General features: G+C 64.1%; 19 protein-coding genes. 15 read left to right on the top strand and 4 right to left on the bottom strand.

Translation table 11 applies throughout. From position 1 onward, the window contains the following. Positions 1 to 35 precede the first annotated feature (35 nt). Positions 36 to 905 carry an NAD(P)-dependent oxidoreductase gene (locus tag DMO26_RS16545; RefSeq protein WP_117193252.1) on the bottom strand — a complete coding sequence of 290 codons (870 nt, stop codon included), beginning with the start codon at positions 903 to 905 and terminating at the stop codon, positions 36 to 38. A gap of 133 nt (positions 906 to 1,038) precedes the next feature. Between DMO26_RS16545 and DMO26_RS16540 the strand changes: the two genes are divergently transcribed. From DMO26_RS16540 to DMO26_RS16530, 3 genes are all read left to right on the top strand, one after another. Next, positions 1,039 to 1,524: a GFA family protein gene (locus tag DMO26_RS16540; RefSeq protein ID WP_117193251.1), complete on the top strand. Its 486-nt coding sequence runs from the start codon at positions 1,039 to 1,041 to the stop codon at positions 1,522 to 1,524. Next, positions 1,521 to 2,096 (top strand): sugar O-acetyltransferase, encoded by a 576-nt coding sequence (locus DMO26_RS16535; RefSeq protein ID WP_117193250.1) that lies wholly within the window; start codon positions 1,521 to 1,523, stop codon positions 2,094 to 2,096. Before DMO26_RS16540 ends, DMO26_RS16535 begins: the two co-directional genes overlap by 4 nt. Before the next feature lie 149 nt (positions 2,097 to 2,245). After that, complete coding sequence (locus DMO26_RS16530) at positions 2,246 to 3,388, top strand: glycoside hydrolase family 25 protein (RefSeq protein ID WP_117193249.1); 1,143 nt, start codon at positions 2,246 to 2,248, stop codon at positions 3,386 to 3,388. A gap of 134 nt (positions 3,389 to 3,522) precedes the next feature. Here DMO26_RS16530 and DMO26_RS16525 read toward each other — a convergent pair whose 3' ends face one another. Next, complete coding sequence (locus tag DMO26_RS16525; RefSeq protein WP_117193417.1) at positions 3,523 to 4,875, bottom strand: aminotransferase-like domain-containing protein; 1,353 nt, start codon at positions 4,873 to 4,875, stop codon at positions 3,523 to 3,525. Positions 4,876 to 5,076: 201 nt separating this feature from the next. Between DMO26_RS16525 and DMO26_RS16520 the strand changes: the two genes are divergently transcribed. Together DMO26_RS16520 and DMO26_RS16515 are read left to right on the top strand one after the other, a co-directional pair. After that, the gene (locus tag DMO26_RS16520; RefSeq protein ID WP_117193248.1) at positions 5,077 to 5,940 is read left to right on the top strand and encodes a DMT family transporter; all 864 of its coding nucleotides are present in this window, start codon (positions 5,077 to 5,079) and stop codon (positions 5,938 to 5,940) included. 198 nt (positions 5,941 to 6,138) lie between these two features. Beyond that, positions 6,139 to 6,360 carry a hypothetical protein gene (locus DMO26_RS16515; protein WP_226951317.1) on the top strand — a complete coding sequence of 74 codons (222 nt, stop codon included), beginning with the start codon at positions 6,139 to 6,141 and terminating at the stop codon, positions 6,358 to 6,360. A 77-nt stretch (positions 6,361 to 6,437) separates the two neighbouring features. Here DMO26_RS16515 and DMO26_RS16510 read toward each other — a convergent pair whose 3' ends face one another. Together DMO26_RS16510 and DMO26_RS16505 are read right to left on the bottom strand one after the other, a co-directional pair. Continuing rightward, entirely contained in the window at positions 6,438 to 7,115 is a 678-nt protein-coding gene (locus tag DMO26_RS16510; protein WP_117193246.1) for a DUF2161 domain-containing phosphodiesterase, read from the bottom strand. A gap of 59 nt (positions 7,116 to 7,174) precedes the next feature. Then, positions 7,175 to 8,116 carry a LysR substrate-binding domain-containing protein gene (locus tag DMO26_RS16505; RefSeq protein WP_117193245.1) on the bottom strand — a complete coding sequence of 314 codons (942 nt, stop codon included), beginning with the start codon at positions 8,114 to 8,116 and terminating at the stop codon, positions 7,175 to 7,177. Between the two features lie 160 nt (positions 8,117 to 8,276). Here DMO26_RS16505 and speB point away from each other — a divergent pair, with 160 nt between their 5' ends. From speB to DMO26_RS16455, 10 genes are all read left to right on the top strand, one after another. Then, on the top strand, positions 8,277 to 9,329 hold the full coding sequence (speB, locus tag DMO26_RS16500) for an agmatinase (RefSeq protein ID WP_117193244.1): 1,053 nt from the start codon (positions 8,277 to 8,279) through the stop codon (positions 9,327 to 9,329). Positions 9,330 to 9,432: 103 nt separating this feature from the next. Next, positions 9,433 to 10,512: an ABC transporter substrate-binding protein gene (locus DMO26_RS16495; RefSeq protein ID WP_117193416.1), complete on the top strand. Its 1,080-nt coding sequence runs from the start codon at positions 9,433 to 9,435 to the stop codon at positions 10,510 to 10,512. Between the two features lie 62 nt (positions 10,513 to 10,574). After that, entirely contained in the window at positions 10,575 to 10,829 is a 255-nt protein-coding gene (locus DMO26_RS16490; protein ID WP_117193243.1) for a type II toxin-antitoxin system Phd/YefM family antitoxin, read from the top strand. Next, complete coding sequence (locus DMO26_RS16485) at positions 10,826 to 11,260, top strand: type II toxin-antitoxin system VapC family toxin (protein ID WP_117193242.1); 435 nt, start codon at positions 10,826 to 10,828, stop codon at positions 11,258 to 11,260. The genes DMO26_RS16490 and DMO26_RS16485 overlap by 4 nt, the downstream gene beginning before the upstream one ends. 28 nt (positions 11,261 to 11,288) lie before the next feature. Further along, on the top strand, positions 11,289 to 12,326 hold the full coding sequence (locus DMO26_RS16480; protein WP_117193241.1) for an ABC transporter ATP-binding protein: 1,038 nt from the start codon (positions 11,289 to 11,291) through the stop codon (positions 12,324 to 12,326). After that, positions 12,323 to 13,177 (top strand): ABC transporter permease, encoded by an 855-nt coding sequence (locus tag DMO26_RS16475; RefSeq protein ID WP_117193240.1) that lies wholly within the window; start codon positions 12,323 to 12,325, stop codon positions 13,175 to 13,177. The genes DMO26_RS16480 and DMO26_RS16475 overlap by 4 nt, the downstream gene beginning before the upstream one ends. Continuing rightward, positions 13,174 to 13,968 (top strand): ABC transporter permease, encoded by a 795-nt coding sequence (locus DMO26_RS16470; protein ID WP_117193239.1) that lies wholly within the window; start codon positions 13,174 to 13,176, stop codon positions 13,966 to 13,968. The genes DMO26_RS16475 and DMO26_RS16470 overlap by 4 nt, the downstream gene beginning before the upstream one ends. Before the next feature lie 10 nt (positions 13,969 to 13,978). Next, a complete protein-coding gene (locus tag DMO26_RS16465; RefSeq protein ID WP_117193238.1) occupies positions 13,979 to 14,749 on the top strand; it encodes a carbon-nitrogen hydrolase family protein in 771 nt (256 codons plus the stop codon). A 111-nt stretch (positions 14,750 to 14,860) separates the two neighbouring features. After that, positions 14,861 to 15,940, top strand: coding sequence for a glycerol dehydrogenase (locus DMO26_RS16460; protein ID WP_162894937.1), 1,080 nt, complete (start codon positions 14,861 to 14,863; stop codon positions 15,938 to 15,940). Positions 15,941 to 15,999: 59 nt separating this feature from the next. Further along, positions 16,000 to 16,899, top strand: coding sequence for an IclR family transcriptional regulator (locus DMO26_RS16455; protein ID WP_117193236.1), 900 nt, complete (start codon positions 16,000 to 16,002; stop codon positions 16,897 to 16,899). The last annotated feature ends 275 nt before the right edge of the window (positions 16,900 to 17,174 follow it).

The raw sequence follows: 17,174 nt of genomic DNA, 5'->3' as shown, positions 1-17,174 counted from the left end.
GCTGGCCAGGAACGGAGGGGCCGGGCGGCACGCGCTCAGCTCCTGCCTTCCAGCGCCAGCCGCACCACGGTACCGAGATCGGCCTCGGCGAAGCCCATCGCCGCCGCCTGGGCGAAACTTGCATGCGAAGCTCGGATCGCCGGCGTCTCGACGCCGAGATGACCGGCAAGGTCGAAGACCACGCCCATGTCCTTCAGCACGCCGGAAACCGGAAAACCGACCGCCTCCGTCTCGCCGAGGATGACCGGCAGGCGCGAGCGCATCGCCGGGCTTGCCGCCGGACTGCCGGTCAGGATGTCGATCATCTTCTCGCGGGACAGGCCCGCCGCACCACCGAGCTTGATCGCCTCCTTCATCACCTGCCAGAGCCCCATCAGCATCATGTTGTTGACGAGTTTCGCCGAGGCGCCGTCGCCCAGCCTGCCGACATGGTGGATGCGGTTGGAAAGCGTTTCGGCGACCGGCCCGAACCGCTGGAAATCCCTTTCGGCCCCGCCGATGAAAAGGCCGACCGTGCCGGCCAGCAGCATTTCCGGCCCGCCGGAAATCGGCGCGTCGAGAAGCGCCGCACCCTTCGCCTCCATGGCCTTGCGGTGGGCCCGCAAGGTTTCGGGGCTGACCGTGCTGGTGTCGACGACGAGCTTGCCGGCGAGGTCACAGGCCGCCAGCGCCTCGAGCGTCGTATGGACCGCCGCATCATCGAGGAGCGCCAGGATAACGATATCGGAGGCTGCGGCGAGCGCAGCGAGATCGCCGGCCGCGGCGATGCCGAGGTTATCCGCCTTTTCCGCCGGCAGGCCGCTGCGGGTCCATCCCATCACCGCGAAACCTTCCCTTGCCAGCCGCTCCGCCATGGCGGCGCCCATGCGGCCAAGACCTGCGATTCCTATACGTTCCTTTGACATGCCTCATTCCCTGCTGACACCGTTCGGCCAAGTTTAAAGCAGAACCCGCCGCGCCCGTCTTCCCTATTTTGCGGCGCGTCATGACGGGCCGGAATTTCGTGATAGGCTCGCGGCAGAGCATGGAGGAAACCGGATGGACGAGATTTTCGAGGGCGGCTGTTTCTGCGGCGGGGTCCGCTATCGCATGCACGGGCGGCCGATGTTCATCCATTGCTGCCACTGCACCGACTGCCAGCGGCAGACGGGCGGCGCCTTCGCCATCAATGCGCTGGTCGAGGCCGATCGCGTCGAACTCACGCAAGGGGAACCGGTAGCCGTGGCGATGAAGACGGACAGCGGCTTCCCCCACGACATCTATCGCTGCAGCGAATGCCAGACGGCTCTCTGGAGCGATTACGGCCGCCGCAAGTGGATGCTGTTCATCCGCGTGTCGACGCTGGAGAAGCGGGCGGAGTTCATGCCCGACGTGCATATCTTCACCCGCTCGAAACTGCCCTGGGTGCAGCTGCCGGAAAATGCCAACGCCTTCGAAGTCTATTACAGCACCAAGGAGATGTGGCCGGCGACAAGCCTCGAACGGCGCGAGGCGGCCCGCATCAGGGCCGGCGCATCGCGATGAACGGGAACAAAGGCGTGGCGAGCGAGCGGGAAAAGATGGCGGCGGGCGAATGGTACTGCTGCCTCGATCCGGAACTGGATGTTTTGCGGGACAAGGCACGGGCCGCCTGCCACGCGCACAACACCATGCCCCCCGGCGAGCGCGGGGCCATGGCGCCTGCACTGCGGCTGCTTTTCGCGGAAGCATCGGCAAGCGCCTTCCTCGAAGCGCCGTTCCATTGTTCCTACGGGATGAACACCGCGCTTGACGACGGGGTCTACCTGAATGCCGGCTGCACCATCCTCGACTCCGCTCCGGTGCGGATCGGCGCCCGCTCCATGCTGGGGCCGGGCGTCCATATCTATTGCGCGGACCATGATCGAGATCCGGCGCTGCGCTCGAAGGGCATCGAGATCGCCAGGCCTGTCACCATCGGCGCGGATGTGTGGATCGGCGGCGGCGCGATCATTCTCGGCGGGGTGACGATCGGCGATGGCGCCATCGTCGGTGCGGGTTCGGTGGTCACCCGGGACGTCCCGCCGGGGAGTACCGTCGCGGGCAATCCGGCCCGGCCGATCGGGCCGCGCGGCTGATTTCGGGACAAGGCGTCTAATTTAGAGAAACCTTGCCGACGTAAAGGTTGGATTCAGCATTTCCTGGTAATTTTCCGTTAGCAATTCCTGTCCGGAGTTATCGACGGCGCGGGGGCTGCCGTTTTGGTTGTTTTGCGTACGGGTTCCAAATGCGTCTATCGGCTGCGCCAGCTCTGTTTTTCACCTGCCTTGCCTTGGCGGGCTGTGCCTCCTCGGATCCGGAGGCGGTCACCGCCGGCGTATCCCGCAAGGAGACTACGGGCTCCGTCGCCCAGTCGGCCGCGCCGGTGCCCTCCGTCAGCGTCGGCAAGACCGCGCGCCTCAACGCAAATCCGGCGCCGATGGCGCAGAACATGCCGGCGGCATCCGCCGCGGGCATGACCCCGGCTGCCGCCATTCCGGAACAGGAGGCGCATGTGGAGCAGCTCGCCTGGGCGGGGCAGATGCGTCCGCCGCAGGCCTTCGCACAGGAAACCACGCTCGGCATGCCGCTTCCGGGGGAAAGGCCGGTCGCCATGCTGATGCCCGACAGGCCGCCGGCCGCCGCGCCCATGCTGGAGCCGCCGCCGAGCCGCGGCAGCCGCATGCAGATCTACAGCCGGCAGTTCCGCGACGCCAAGCCGATCAATTTCGGCCGCGTGACGCCGAAGAGCTATCCGGTCCACGGCGTCGACGTGTCGCGCTGGCAGGGCGAGATCGACTGGCCGAGGCTCCGCACCCAGGGCGCCAACTTCGCCTATATCAAGGCGACCGACGGCGGCGACCATCTCGACCCGATGTTCAAGACCAACTGGAACCGTGCCAAGGCCGCCGGCCTGAAACGCGGCGCCTACCATTTCTTCTACTGGTGCCGCACCGCAGGCGAACAGGCCGACTGGTTCATCCGCAACGTACCGCGCGATCCCGATGCTCTGCCGCCGGTCATCGACGTGGAATGGAACGGGGAATCCCGCTGCAGCCAGAAAATCTCCCGCGCGCGGGTGCTGGAAAAGATGCAGGTCTTCATGGACAAGCTGGAGCGCCATTACGGCCAGCGTCCGATCATCTATACCGCGCCGGATTTCTACGAAGACAACCTTTCCGGTGAATTCCTCGACCATCCCTTCTGGCTGCGCGCCGTCGCCCAGCATCCCTCCAGGGTCTATCCGGGCCGCAAATGGCTGTTCTGGCAGTATTCCGGATCGGGCCTCTCCCATGGCGTGGAAGGCAAGATCGACCTCAACGTCTTCCACGGCAGCGTCGAACAGTGGCACAACTGGACCGGGCCGAAAGGGATGATGGCGCGGAATTGAGTGCGAGGCGCCAGATCTCGTAAGTCCTCCCCATTCCATCCCCCTCTGCCCGGCAGGGCAGAGGGGGATGACCTCGGGCGCCGAACGGCATACGTCTCCCCCGACTCATCAAGTTGACAGCTGTCAACCTTTTGTTAACTCTGCCTCCGCAGTGCCCGTGCGAGGCTTTCGAACATCCGCGGATCCTGCGATTGCGCCACGTTGAAGCGCAGGAAACCTCCCGCATTCTGCGACTGGCTGAAGACATTGCCCGGCGCAAGGATGACCCCGTCATGAAGGCAGGCATGCGCCAAGTCCGCCGCCTCGATCTCGTCGGGCAGCCGGCACCAGAGAAACATCCCCGCCCGGGGACGAAGCCAAGGCTTAATACCGATCGCGGCAAGCCGTTCCTCGGTCGCCTGCATGGCTTTGGCGAGCCTCAGGCGCAGCTCGTCCAGGTGCCTGCGATAGCTACCATCGGTCAAAAGCGTGAGGACGAGTTCCGACGACAGGCGCGAAGCGGCGAAATTGGTGGCGATCTTGAGATCCACCAACGCCTCGATCCATTCCGGCTTCGCGGCGATGAAACCGCAGCGCACCGAGGCGGAAAGCGTCTTGGAAAAACTGCCGATATGCACGACGCGGTCTAGCCCGTCGAAGGCGGCGAGCCGCGGCGACGGTTCGTGCTCCAGATCGGCGAAGATGTCGTCCTCGACGATCGTCAGGTCCGCCCGTTCGGCGAGCTTCAGCAACCGATGCGCCACGACCGGCGAAAGCGTCGCGCCGGTCGGGTTGTGGATGCCGGAATTGGTGATGTAGAGCCGCGGCTCATGTTCCTCCAACGCCTGGCCGAAAGCCTCGATATCCGGCCCCGCCGGCGTCATCGGCACGCCGATGACCTTGGCGCGGTGGGCCCGCAGCAGCGCATGGAAATTAAAATAGCAGGGATCGTCCACCAGGACGACATCGCCCGGCTCGATCAGGAAACGGCAAAGAAGATCGATCGCCTGGGTGCCGGATTCGGTCAGCACGATCTGGTCGGGCGATGCCGCTATCCCGTGCTCGCCCATCCGCCGCGACAGGAGCTGCCGCAGCGGCAGCGAACCGAGCGGCGCGCCGTAATCCGACAGCACGCGGTCCTCGGCGCGAGACAGATTTCGCAGGGCCCGGCGGATCGCCGCCTCCGGCATCCAGGCGGACGGCAGCCAGCCGCAGCCGGGTTTCAGCAGGTCGCCTTCTTCCAGAGACTGCCGCGACACCCAGAACGGATCGATCGCCCGGTCGAGTTTCGGACCGATTTCGGAGAGCGAGAGCGGTGCAAGCGGGCTCGACACGTAAAAACCGGAACCGGGACGCGAGCGGATCAGCCCTTCGGCCGCCAGCCGCTCATAGGCTTCCACCACGGTGGAGGCGGAGACATGCATGGTCCTGGCAAAAGCCCGGACCGACGGAAGCCGGGCGCCCGGCACCAGTCCGCGCCCGGCGATGCGGCTTCGGATTTCCGCCATGACCGCCGCGATGCGCCGGCCGCCGCCCTTCCGATCCACCCTTGCATCCACCGTACTGCTCCATAAACCATTACAGTTTCTAAAAATCGTACCGCATTGTCTCTGGCGCCACCATGGGTTCTGCCCGATAGCGGAGAAAAATGCCCAAGGAATGTCCCTGCGAGACGTCCAAGGCAAGGCGCGACAATACGGAGTCCTTCGATGAACACGACGACAAGCGGCTGGATCAATGGCTTCCTCGGCGTATTGATCTTCAGCGGGTCGCTTCCCGCCACCCGCATCGCCGTCGCGGAGTTCGATCCGCTGTTCCTGACGGTGGCGCGTGCGACGATCGCCGGCCTGCTTGCCGTCTGCCTGCTCCTGGTCTTCCGCGAGAAGCGGCCGGCCCGCTCCGATCTCCTTGCGCTTGCCGTCGTTTCGATGGGCGTGGTCATCGGTTTTCCGCTGCTTACCGCGCTCGCTCTCAAACACATCACCTCGGCCCATTCCATCGTGTTCGTCGGCCTGCTGCCGCTTTCCACGGCGATCTTCGGCGTCCTGAGAGGCGGCGAGCGGCCGCAGCCGGTCTTCTGGCTGTTCTCCTGCCTCGGCAGCCTGATCGTCGCCGGTTTCGCGCTCCTGCAGGAAGAGGCGGCCTCGTCTATCGGCGATGTGCTGATGCTGGGAGCGATCATCGCCTGCGGCCTCGGTTATGCCGAAGGCGCCCGGCTTTCGCGAAAACTCGGCGGCTGGCAGGTCATTTCCTGGGCGTTGGCGCTTTCCCTGCCGGTGATGCTCGTCCTGTCGGCCGCGGCCATGCCGGCTGCGCTCCCGCACCTCGGCAGCACGTCCTGGCTCGGCCTCGCCTATGTCTCGCTGTTCAGCATGCTGATCGGCTTCATCTTCTGGTACCGCGGGCTGGCGCTCGGAGGCATTGCCGGAGTGGGACAGCTGCAACTGCTGCAGCCCTTTTTCGGCCTCGTGCTGGCATCCTTTCTTCTCAACGAAAAAGTGAGCTTCAGCATGTTCGGCGCAACGCTGGCGGTGGTTGCCTGCGTGGCAGGCGCCAAGAAATTTGCGCGTTGAAAAGGCACAGTTCGTTTCCGCCGATCACGAAATCGGGAACCAAATGCGCCGGAAGGCATTGTCCGGCAGCAGAAGGAGGAAGCAATCATGACTTTTGATCCCAATGACAGAAAGTTCGAAGACCGGAATCCGGATTCTCGCAATCCGGACCTCCGGACATCCGAAGTCCGCAGCGGCAGCTCTTCATGGGTGCCGTGGGTGGCTGTGATCGCTGTGATCCTGGTCGGCGCCTTCGTGTGGTCGCAGATGGGTGGCTCGTCCACCGATCCGCAGACGACGTCTTCGACCAATCCGCCTGTAACCGACAATACGTCGCCTTCTCCGGCGCCGGCTCCGATGACCCCGGCTCCGCCGGCGGGCAACCCCGCTCCGGCGACCCCGCCGGCCGGCGGTGCAGGCGGCACGGGCTCGCAGCCGTAAGGCCCGAGCCTTCAAACGCCAGCCAACAGAACCGCCCGCCTCCCGAAGGCGGGCGGGCTTCCATTTGTCGTGCCGGGTTACGGCGCCGGAACGGGCTCGGCTGCCGGCTGCTGGGGCCAGCGCGCCAGCGCCTGACGGCCGAGATCGGTCAGCGCATAGACGCCCTTTTCGACCCGCTCGAACCAGCCGTAATAATTGGCAAGCAGGATGGGACCGGCATTCGGTGCCGCCTGCCTGAGGTCCCGCGGCCTGAGCGGCCCGTCCGCCAAGGCGGCGGCACAGGCCAGCGCCTGCTGCCGGTAGGCGGTCATCACCGGCACCTTGGTGCTGCCGCCGATGGCCGGATCGCCGCGGCGCCTGCGATGCTCCCGGATCAGTCTCGTCCGCCGCTTGGGGTTGGTGCGCGGCATGGGCGAGACGGAACTGACCAGCACGCTCACCTCATCCGTATCCGATACTCCCAGCATGCCGATGCCGAGCCTCCGGCAGAGATCGCGGTAGCGCCTGTCCGCCTCCCGCCCCCTGCCGCTGGCGGAAACCCGCGCCGCGATCCACACCTCGTCCGAAGCATTCGCCCGGTCGACGGCCTGCAGGATGAGTTCGAGGTTGAAGGCGAGCTTCAGTTCGCAGATCACGACGACCGGCGGGTCCGCTTCGCTCAATCCCACGAGATCGCAGCCTCCCACCTCCCCCTTCACCTCGTAGCCGAAGCCTTCGAGAAAGGTTTTGACGGGTTGGTAGAGCGAGGTTTCCATGACGTCCGGCAGGTCGGGGAATCAGTGCGCGGCAGGTTAGCACAGATGCTGTCCGACTCTCACCCTCTCCTGCTCCTCAGCAGCGTGCGGGCGGACGTATGCGGTTCCGCCAGGCGGTCGGCTTCCAGCGAGGCGAATATCCAGTCGATGAAGACGCGGACGATCGGGGTGGAGCGCATCGCCGGACGGCAGGCGACGTAGAAGGAGTCGTTGGCGGTGACGCTCAAGTCGAAGGGGACGACGAGTTCGCCTCTGGCGATCAGATTGCTGGCGGTGATCGTGTCGCCGAGGGCGATGCCCTGGCCGTGCAGCGCCGCTTCGGTCGAAAACCGCGCATCGCCCATGAAATGCTGTTGCCGGCGCGGCAGGTCGATGGCGTTGGCGGCGGCGAGCCAGATATTCCATTCGCGACCATCCGCATCGCCGTGCAGGAGCACGTGGTCCTCCAAGTCGCGCATCGAGCGCAGCGGCCGGCTGTTCAGAAGCGTGGGGCTCGCGACGGGGAAAAGTTCGAGATTGCTCCAGAGCCGCGTCCACGCATCCGGCCAGTTGCCGTCGCCGTAAAGAATGCAGACATCCACGTCCGGCGAATGGAGATGCGCCGGATCGTTGGAGGCCGCGAGCTTCAGCCTGACGCCCGGGAACTGGTCGGTGAAGGAATTGAGCCGCGGCACGATCCAGAAGGAAAACAGCGCCGGCACGCAGGTGATCGACAGTTCGCCCGATGTCGCCGGGCGCTTCATCTGGGCGGTGGCGGCAGCGATCTCGCCAAAAGCCTGGCTGACGGCCGGCAGCAGGAGCGCGCCTTCCGACGTGAGTTTCAGCCGCTTCGCGCCCCGTTCGAACAGCGCGACGTTGAGGGACTGTTCGAGCGCCTTGATCTGATGGCTGATCGCGCCATGTGTGACGTTGAGTTCGCGGGCCGCGGCCGAAACGGAGCCGCGCCGGGCCGTGGCCTCGAAGGCGCGAAGCGGATTGAGCGGCGGCAGGCGGCTCGTCATTCTGATCCTTATTGTTAGTTTTTCTCACAGCAACCGCTAGAACAATCTCAATTGCTTTTCCACCCCGTCTCGGCGGATAATGATCAAAACAAGGGCGGTCGACCCGGCGGAACAAAAATTAGGCTGCGCTCAAGCGGCCGGGAAAACAGGCGAGGCAATCATGGCGTTCGACGGCAGGAAGCTCGAGGAACTGAGGGCGAAATATCTGAACAGCCCCGGCGGCGAGATTTTCGACGAGAAGTTCAAGAAGGTTGGCGAGAAGATCTTCAACAAGGCCGGCACGCGCGTCGCGCCCTATGCCGGACTGCCGACGTTTCTCGATGCGCCCTATCTCGCCGTCGATGCGGAAAACCCCGATTTCGGCGACCTGCAGGTGGCGATGATCGGCATGCCGATGGATCTCGGCGTCACCAACCGCCCCGGTTCCCGTTTCGGACCGCGGGCGCTGCGGGCGATCGAGCGCGTCGGGCCCTACAACCATGTTCTTGAATGCGCGCCGACCCACGAGCTGCGCGTGGCCGATATCGGCGACGTGCCGTTCCGCAGCCGCTACCGGTTGGAAATGAGCCATGACGACATCGAAAAACGCGTCAACCAGATCGTCGATGCAGGCGTGCTGCCGCTGTCGATCGGCGGCGACCATTCGATCACGCACCCGATCCTGAAGGCGGTGGGCAAAAAGGCGCCGGTCGGGATGATCCATATCGACGCGCATTGCGATACGAGCGGCTTTTTCGACGAGACGAAGTTCCATCACGGCGGCCCGTTCCGCAATGCGGTGCTGGACGGCGTGCTCGATCCGACCCGGACGATCCAGATCGGCATCCGGGGTGCTGCCGAATATCTCTGGGAATTCTCCTACGAGTCCGGCATGACCGTGATCCATGCGGAAGACGTGACCGGCATGGGCATTCCCGCGATCATCGAGAAGGCAAGACAGATCGTCGGCGACGGGCCGACTTATGTCTCCTTCGACGTCGATAGCCTGGACCCGAGCTTCGCGCCCGGCACCGGCACGCCCGAAATCGGCGGACTGACCACCCGCGAGGTTCTGGAAATCTTCCGCGGGCTCAAGGGCATCAACATCGTCGGCGGCGATGTCGTCGAGGTCGCGCCGCAATATGACGCCACCAACAACACGGCGCATGCGGGCGCCCAGATGCTGTTCGAAATCCTCAGCCTGATGGTCTTCAGCCCTTCCGTGAAAGGCTGAAACCGGCATAAAATGACAGAGAAGAGTGGGAACTCGCCCGCGGGCAACGACCCGGCCGGGCAAACAAAGGAGAGACATCATGTCTGACATCTTCAACGGGAAAATGGCCAACGGAAAGGTAACTCGCCGCACGATGCTCGGCGCGGGCCTTGCCGGTGCTTCCATGCTGGCCATGCCCGCCGTGCTGCGCGCCCAGGACAAGAGCCTGAAGGTCGGCGTCTATGGCGGCTATTTCAAGGATTCGTTCGACAAGAACATCTTTGCCGATTTCACCAAGGCGACCGGCATCGCCGTGGAATCCGTCGCCGAGCCGACCGGCGAGGCCTGGCTGGTGCAGCTGGAACAGGCCGCCAAGGCGGGTGCGGCTCCGGCCGACGTCTCGATGATGTCGCAGGTCGCGATGCTGAAGGGCCAGTCGACCAATCTCTGGGCGCCGCTCGACATGGCGAAGATCCCGAACTCGAAGAACCTCATCGAGCGCTTCGTCAACAAGTACCCGGACGGCAAGGTCGCCGGCATCGGCGCCGTCTCCTGGTACATCACCCTGGTTTCCAACACCGACGTCTTCAAACAGGCGCCGACCTCCTGGGCCGACATGTGGGCCAAGGACAAGGCCGACAAGCTCGGCCTCCTGGCGCTCGTCTCCAACTCCTTCCTGCTCGAAGTGACGGCGAAAACCTTCATGGGCGGCACCAAGGCGCTCGATACCGACGAAGGCATTGTCAAGGCGCTGGAAAAGCTCGCCGAGCTGAAGCCGAACGTCCGCCTCTGGTATCGCGACGAAGCGCAGTTCGAGCAGGCGCTGAAATCCGGCGAAATCCCGATGGGCCAGTATTACCACGACGTCACCGGCCTCGCCGCCGCCGACGGCAATCCGGTCCGCTCCACCTTCCCCAAGGAAGGCGGCATCCAGGATTCGGGCTGCTGGGCCCTGTCGCGCGCCTCGAAAAAGACCGAGGAGGCGCACACCTTCATCAACTACATGTGCCAACCGGCCATCCAGGCGACGCTTTCCCGCAAGGTCGGCACCTCCCCGACGGTGCAGCGCAGCCTGCTCGACCTCTCCGACAAGGAATTCGCGGCGGTTTCCTCCGACATCGAGCCGATCATTCCGCGCTACGACCTCTACCAGACCAAGTCCGACTTCCTGAACCAGAAGTGGACGGAAATGATCGCGGGGTAATTCCGCTGGATATCACCGGGCGATTGTGGCAATGTGGTCACAAGTAACCACTTGAGGCCATCATGTCCACCGTCAGTCTGCGTGATGCGAAAGCGGGTCTTTCGACCCTGGTCGATAGCGTCATGAAGGGCGAGTTCGTCACGATCACGCGCCACGGCAAACCCGTGGCGGCCATCGTGCCGGTCGAGGCGGCGGAGGCGGCTAAAAAGGTGTTGCGACGCCCGGAGCGAAGCCTGGTGAATTTCCTGCGCAGCATTCCGGTCGCCGATCTGGAGGTCGACAGAAACCGCACGTCCAGCAGGGATATCGATCTTTGAGCGGCTATCTGCTCGATACGAATGTCCTCTCGCTGTTTTTCAATGGCCGGGCGACAATCGCTTTTGCCACCTGGCTTGAAGCACAGCAAAAGGACGATGCGATCTGCATTTCCATGATTTCGCTTCAGGAACTGGAAAAGGGCGCGGAAAAACTGTCCAGAACCAAGGCAGGGAGCGCTGAAAAGGCGGCTCGCCTGTCTCGCTGGATCCGAGACCTCGCCCTGGAATACGAACACAGGCTTCTGCCGGTCGATGCGCATGTCGCTCTGGTCGCCGGCAGCATGGAAGGCGAAGCCATTGCGCGGGGCCACAATCCCAGCCTCGCGGACGTGCTGATCGCGGCGACGGCCAAGGCCCATGGGCTCGTGGTCGTCACGCAGAACATTCGGGATTTCGAAGCATTATCCGTTCCCTGCCGGCTGCCGGCGTGAGAGCGAAAACGACAACGGAATGGGGACCATGTCTGGCCTGTCTATCCAAAATGTGACGAAGCAGTTCGGCACCTTCACGGCGGTCAACGACATCAGCCTGTCGGTGCCGGATGGCACCTTCGTCTGCCTGCTCGGCCCTTCCGGCTGCGGCAAGACCACGCTGATGCGGATGATCGCCGGCCTCGACCTGCCGACCGGCGGTTCGATCGCGCTCGGCGGCTCAGACATCACCAAGGTGCCGACCCACAAGCGCGATCTCGGCATGGTCTTCCAGTCGCTGGCACTCTTCCCGCACCTGACGGTCGGCGAGAACATCGCCTACTCGCTGCGCATCCGCGGCACGCCCAAGGACGTGCAGAAGAAACGCGTCGAGGAACTCTTGGCGATGATCCACCTGCCGGGGTTTGCCGACCGCTCCGTCAACAAGCTTTCCGGCGGCCAGCGGCAGCGCGTCGCGATCGCCCGGGCGCTGGCGATCTCGCCGAAGCTTTTCCTGCTCGACGAGCCGCTTTCGGCGCTCGATGCCAAGCTGCGGGAAGCGATGCAGGTAGAACTGCGGCAGCTGCAGCAGCGGCTCGGCATCACCACCATCGTCGTCACCCATGACCAGCGCGAGGCGATGACCATGGCCGACACGGTCGTGGTGATGAACAAGGGCGAAATCCGCCAGGCCGCCGCCCCGGTCGATATCTACCGCCGCCCGGCCGACAGCTTTGTCGCGGACTTCATCGGCCAGACCAACCTTCTGCCCTTCGAGGCCGACAGCGCCCGCCGGGTGACCGTCCTCGGACAGCTGATCGACGGGCTTTATGCTCCGAGCAGCGGCGCCAAGGGCCTGCTCTCCGTGCGTCCGGAGGACGTGCAGATAACCGCGCCCGGCAACGGTGCGATTTCCGGCACCATCACCTTCATCCGCGATCTCGGCGGCGCGATCGAGACCTTCGTGGAAGCCGGCGGCAGCCAGGTGATCGCCGTTTCCTCGCCGCGCAGCCGGCCGGAGGTTTCGGTCGGCCAAGGGGTCGGCATCCGGCTCGATCCCGAGACCAGCGTGGTGCTTGCCAAATGAGACGCGAACCGCCGCAGCGCCTTTCCGATTACGGGCCGCTCCTTTTCCCGGCAGGCATGCTGACGCTGTTCTTCGTGGTGCCCTTCGCCACGATGATCGCCGTTTCTTTTTTTCAGCGGCAACAGGGCGGGTTCTATACGCCGGCCTTCGTCTTCGACAATTACGCCCGCTTCCTCAGCCTGTTCTTCGGCAAGGTGCTCGGGTTCTCGCTGTTCCTGGCGATCGCCGTGGCCATTGCCTGCGTGGTGATCGGCATTCCCTTCACCTATCTCTTGTCCCGTTCCAGGCGCAGCCTCCAGATCGTCTGGCTGGTGGCGCTGCTCTCCATCCTGTCGCTGTCGGAAGTGATGATCGGTTTTGCGTGGTCGACGCTCTTTTCGCGCACCGCCGGCATCACCAATCTCTTCGTCTGGCTCGGCCTGATGGAGCAGGCACAGGCGCTGACCCCGAGCTTCGGCGCCGTCATGACCGCCATGACCTATCAGGCCTTCCCCTACACGGTGCTCGTCCTCTATCCGGCGCTGGTGCGGCTCGACCCGACGCTGACGGAAGCCGCACGGACGCTCGGCGCCTCTCCGGTCAAGGCCTTCTTCACGGTGGTCGTGCCGGCGCTTCGGAACACCATTCTCGCGACGCTGATCATGGTCTTCATCTTCGCGCTCGGCTCCTATCTCCTGCCGCAGCTTCTCGGCCGGCCGCAACACTGGACGCTCTCGGTTCTCATCACCGACCAGGCGATCTACCAGTCCAACATGCCGTTCGCCGCCGCCATGGCCGTGTTCCTCGTGATGGTGTCGCTAGCGCTGGTGGGCCTGTCACTTTATGCCGGACAACAGAGGCAAGCCAAATGACCGTGTTGCGCCGCCTGTTCTTCTTCGCCGTCGGCCTGTTCCTGGCGCTGCCGCTGATCGTCGTCGCCGGTGTCTCGGTCAATCAGCGCCAGACGCTCGCCTTCCCGCCGCAGGGCTTTTCGCTTTCCTGGTACGGGCAGATCTTCACCAATGCGGAATGGCGCAATGCCCTGATCGCCTCGCTGACGCTGGCGGCGGCCTCCGCGCTGCTGGCACTGCTGATCGCGCTGCCGCTCGCCTGGTTCCTGTGGCGGCGCATTGCGCCCTGGGCCAACATCTTCCAGCTTCTCGGCGTGGCGCCTTTCACCCTGCCGCCGGTCATCACCGCGCTCGGGCTTCTCACCTTCTGGGCGACGACCGGCCTCTACGGCCAGCCCTGGACCGCGGTCATCAGCCACGGCATCTTCTTCGTCACCCTGCCCCTGGTGACCCTGTCGCTTGGCTTTTCGGCGATCGACCGCTCGCTGGTGGAAGCGGCCGCGACCATGGGCGCCGACGACAGGACCGTGTTCCGCACCGTCGTGCTGCCGCTCATCCTGCCTTATCTCGTCTCGGGTTATGCCTTCGCCTTCGTTTTGTCGCTCAATGAATATATCGTCGCCTACATGACGGTCGGCTTCACCATGGAAACCCTGCCGATCAAGATCTTCAATGCGCTTCGTTACGGCTACACGCCGACCATGGCCTCGGTGACGGTGCTCTTCCTCCTCGTCGCGGCGGTCATCTTCGGCCTGGTGGCGCGGTTCGGCGACCTGCCGAAACTCCTGGGCGCGATGGCGGAAGACAAGTAGGGACTGACAGATGAAAATTGCCGGATACCAGATGCAGCCGGTCGTCGGCGATGTCGACGCCAATCTGGAAAAGATCGAAGCTGCGGCGAAGGAGGCGGCGGCCCAGGGCGCGGCACTGCTCATCGCACCGGAACTGGCGCTGACCGGGTATGGCGCGGCCGACCAGTTTCCCGATCTGGCGACGCCGGCCCACGGGCTCGTCACCGATCAGCTGACGGAGATTGCAGCAAGGCACGGCATCGCCATCGTCGCGGGTTTTGCCGAAGAAACCCATGAGGCGACCTTCAACAGCGCCTTCTTCACCGATGGCAAGGGCCAGACGGCCGTCTACCGCAAATGCAATCTTTACGGACCTTATGAGCGGGCATGGTTCCGCCAGGAGGACCGGCGGCAGGTTCTCGTGACGCTCGGCGGCATCAGGATCGGCTTCCTGATCTGTTACGACGTGGAATTCCCGGAAAATGTCCGGCAGCTTGCCAAAGGCGGGGCCGATCTCGTCGTGGTGCCGACGGCACTGCCGACCGGCTGGTCAGGCGCATTCATCGCCGAACACATGATCCGGGTGCGCGCCTTCGAGAACCAGGTTTTCGTTGCCTATATCAATCACGCGGGCTCCGACGACCTGTTTTCCTATGCCGGCCTGTCGCGCATCGCGGCACCCGACGGCAAGCTGATCGCAGAGGCCCCGGCCGAGGGCGAGGCGCTGATCATCGCCGATATCGATATGGCCGCCTATGCGAAGTCCCGGGCGGAAAACACCTATCTCGCCGATCTCGTCTGACCGCTCGGCCCCAAGGGCGCACTCCCGCAAAATCAATTCGACTTTGGCCGAACTCCCATTCCTTTGATAATGTTGTATAGCATTTTACGCTGCAGCATGCGGGGGGAGTCGATGACGCGCATTTTCCGGGCGCCGGCCTTTTATATCCAGGGTCCTGGCGCCCTCGGCCAGCTCGGAGAAAAGGCGGCGACGCTCGGCCGGTCGGTCGTGGCGATCTGCGACGCGCTTGTGCTGCCGCAGATCGAGGCGGAGCTCACCGAAACGCTCAACCGGCAGGACATTTCCGCGGCTGTCATCCCCTTCGATATGGACGTCACAATTAAGGAAATGGACCGGCTGGCCGAAGAGGTGCGCCGCCGGAGCGGCGAAGTGGTGGCCGGCATCGGCGGCGGGCGCACGCTGGATGTCGCCAAGGGTGTCGCGCGCCGCACCGGCCTGCCCTTCGTCAGCGTGCCGACGGTCGCCTCCACCGATGCGCCCTCGACCCGCGGCATCGTCATCTACGACGACCATCACACGATGGTCGCGGTCGAGCAGATGGACGAGAACCCGGCTTTCGTGATCGTCGATACGGCGATCATCGCCAGGGCCCCTGCCCGGCTGCTTCGCGGCGGCATCGGCGATGCGCTGACCGCCAAGTTCGAGACCGAAGCGGCGTGGAAGGGCACAGGCCTTTCCAAACAGGGCACCCGGCCGCTGAAGACCGGCGTTTTGCTGGGCGATATGTGCTACAAGATGCTGCTGGAGCATGGTCCGGGCGCCATGAAGGTGGCCGGCAGCGGCGAGGTGACGCCGGACCTCGAGGCGGTTATAGAGGCGATCCTCTGGCTCAGCGCCGTTGCCTTCGAAAACACCGGCCTGTCCGTCGCCCATGCGGTTGCGACCGAACTCGGCGCGATCGAGCCGGTTCGAAAACAGTCGCTGCACGGAGAACATGCCGCCTATGGCACACTGGTGCAGGCGGTGGCTGAAGGGCGTCCTGAGGACGAGCTGAGACCGCTGTTTTCCTTCTGCGACGAGATCGGCATGCCGCGCCGTCTCGCCGATCTCGGCCTGCCCGCCGCCGACGGGGCGGCGATCGCGGAACTCGCGGCAAGGTGTGCGAAAAGCCCGTTCATGGTCAACCAGGAGCGCCGGCTTGACGCAAACGACCTGGCCACCGCCTTCCAGGCTGTGGAAAACTACGCATAAAGCAGGCTCGACCTGTTGCAAATATAAAGATAATTATCTGGGAACACAGGGGATTTAGCATGCCAGCAGATAAGGCCAAGGCGCCGGAGGAGTGGACCCAGCGCCGCATTCAATCGATCGAGGTCGGCTTTCAGGTCATCCGCGCCATGGAGGCCGCCAACGGACCCCTGCCGCTGCGCGATATCGCCGCTGCGGCCGGCATGCCGCCCTCCAAGGCGCATCTTTATCTCGTCAGCTTCGTCAAGGAAGGCGTCGCCTTCCAGGACCCCGTGACCGGCCATTACGGGCTTGGCCGTTTTGCGATCCAGCTCGGCCTCTCCGCCATCCGCCAGCTCGACGTGGTGGAATATGCGCGCGAGGAACTGGCGACGCTGCAGCGGGCGATCGGCTTCGCCACATACCTCTCGCTCTGGGGCGACCGCGGCCCCGGCATCGTCTCCAAGGTGGACGGCGAGCGGCAGGGATCGCTGGCCGTGCGGCTCGGTTATGTCCTGCCGCTGCTCACCTCCGCCACCGGCCAGGTGTTCCTCTCCTATCTGGACGAAAGCGAGACGGCGGCGGTGCGGCAGGACGAAATCAGCGCCAACAAGCGGGACCAGTCGGAAGAAACCGCCGCGCTCGCGCCGCGTGTCACCACGGCCAAGGACATCCACAAGATCATCGAGACCGTGCGCAAGCAGGGTTATGCGATGACGGTGAACAGCATCAATTCGAGCTTCGCCGCCATGGCCGCGCCGATCTTCGACTACAGCGGCCGCATCGTCGCGACGATGACCGTGCTCGGCTCCGACAAGCAGCTCTCCGGCACGCGCAAGAAGCCCACGCTCGACGCGCTCTTGGCGGCGACGCACAGGCTTTCTGAACGATTGGGCGCGCCGGGACGTGGGGAGAAGGGCGAGGAAGATGGCACGCCGCCAGCACCGAAGGCGATCAAGGCAAAGGGTGCGGCGGGGCGGTGATAACTTGCCCCGCCACAAACAAGGCAGAGCATTGAAATTACCAACTTAATAAACTATACTAAGTTTTATTTTTTACTAGTTGCTCTATGTTTGTCGAATATAAAAGATCTGGATTACTCAGATGTGGCTAAAGATAGCCACTCCAAAGAAGAATAAGTCCATGGGTGGCTCCGATGATCACATCAAACCTCGTTCGGGCTTATTCCGATCAATGCTTTTGATCAGCATATATCTACTGGCCTCCGCGGCGTTGGTGATATCTTTCATCTTCTGTA

The sequence above is a fragment of the Rhizobium terrae genome (assembly GCF_003425685.1).
Lineage (GTDB): Bacteria > Pseudomonadota > Alphaproteobacteria > Rhizobiales > Rhizobiaceae > Neorhizobium > Neorhizobium terrae.
The sequence above is the reverse complement of the archived record's forward strand: the minus strand, read 5'-3'. Positions and strand labels throughout refer to the sequence as shown.

Bases quoted from the DNA above. Each gene is read 5' to 3' on its own strand.
- DMO26_RS16495 (WP_117193416.1), top strand. From the start codon at position 9,433: ATGGCCAACGGAAAGGTAACTCGCCGCACGATGCTCGGCGCGGGCCTT.
- DMO26_RS16490 (WP_117193243.1), top strand. From the start codon at position 10,575: ATGTCCACCGTCAGTCTGCGTGATGCGAAAGCGGGTCTTTCGACCCTG.
- DMO26_RS16475 (WP_117193240.1), top strand. From the start codon at position 12,323: ATGAGACGCGAACCGCCGCAGCGCCTTTCCGATTACGGGCCGCTCCTT.
- DMO26_RS16460 (WP_162894937.1), top strand. From the start codon at position 14,861: ATGACGCGCATTTTCCGGGCGCCGGCCTTTTATATCCAGGGTCCTGGC.
- DMO26_RS16530 (WP_117193249.1), top strand. From the start codon at position 2,246: ATGCGTCTATCGGCTGCGCCAGCTCTGTTTTTCACCTGCCTTGCCTTG.
- DMO26_RS16505 (WP_117193245.1), bottom strand. From the start codon at position 8,116: ATGACGAGCCGCCTGCCGCCGCTCAATCCGCTTCGCGCCTTCGAGGCC.
- DMO26_RS16535 (WP_117193250.1), top strand. From the start codon at position 1,521: ATGAACGGGAACAAAGGCGTGGCGAGCGAGCGGGAAAAGATGGCGGCG.
- DMO26_RS16525 (WP_117193417.1), bottom strand. From the start codon at position 4,875: ATGGCGGAAATCCGAAGCCGCATCGCCGGGCGCGGACTGGTGCCGGGC.
- DMO26_RS16480 (WP_117193241.1), top strand. From the start codon at position 11,289: ATGTCTGGCCTGTCTATCCAAAATGTGACGAAGCAGTTCGGCACCTTC.
- DMO26_RS16465 (WP_117193238.1), top strand. From the start codon at position 13,979: ATGAAAATTGCCGGATACCAGATGCAGCCGGTCGTCGGCGATGTCGAC.
- speB (WP_117193244.1), top strand. From the start codon at position 8,277: ATGGCGTTCGACGGCAGGAAGCTCGAGGAACTGAGGGCGAAATATCTG.
- DMO26_RS16455 (WP_117193236.1), top strand. From the start codon at position 16,000: ATGCCAGCAGATAAGGCCAAGGCGCCGGAGGAGTGGACCCAGCGCCGC.
- DMO26_RS16540 (WP_117193251.1), top strand. From the start codon at position 1,039: ATGGACGAGATTTTCGAGGGCGGCTGTTTCTGCGGCGGGGTCCGCTAT.
- DMO26_RS16510 (WP_117193246.1), bottom strand. From the start codon at position 7,115: ATGGAAACCTCGCTCTACCAACCCGTCAAAACCTTTCTCGAAGGCTTC.
- DMO26_RS16470 (WP_117193239.1), top strand. From the start codon at position 13,174: ATGACCGTGTTGCGCCGCCTGTTCTTCTTCGCCGTCGGCCTGTTCCTG.
- DMO26_RS16545 (WP_117193252.1), bottom strand. From the start codon at position 905: ATGTCAAAGGAACGTATAGGAATCGCAGGTCTTGGCCGCATGGGCGCC.
- DMO26_RS16520 (WP_117193248.1), top strand. From the start codon at position 5,077: ATGAACACGACGACAAGCGGCTGGATCAATGGCTTCCTCGGCGTATTG.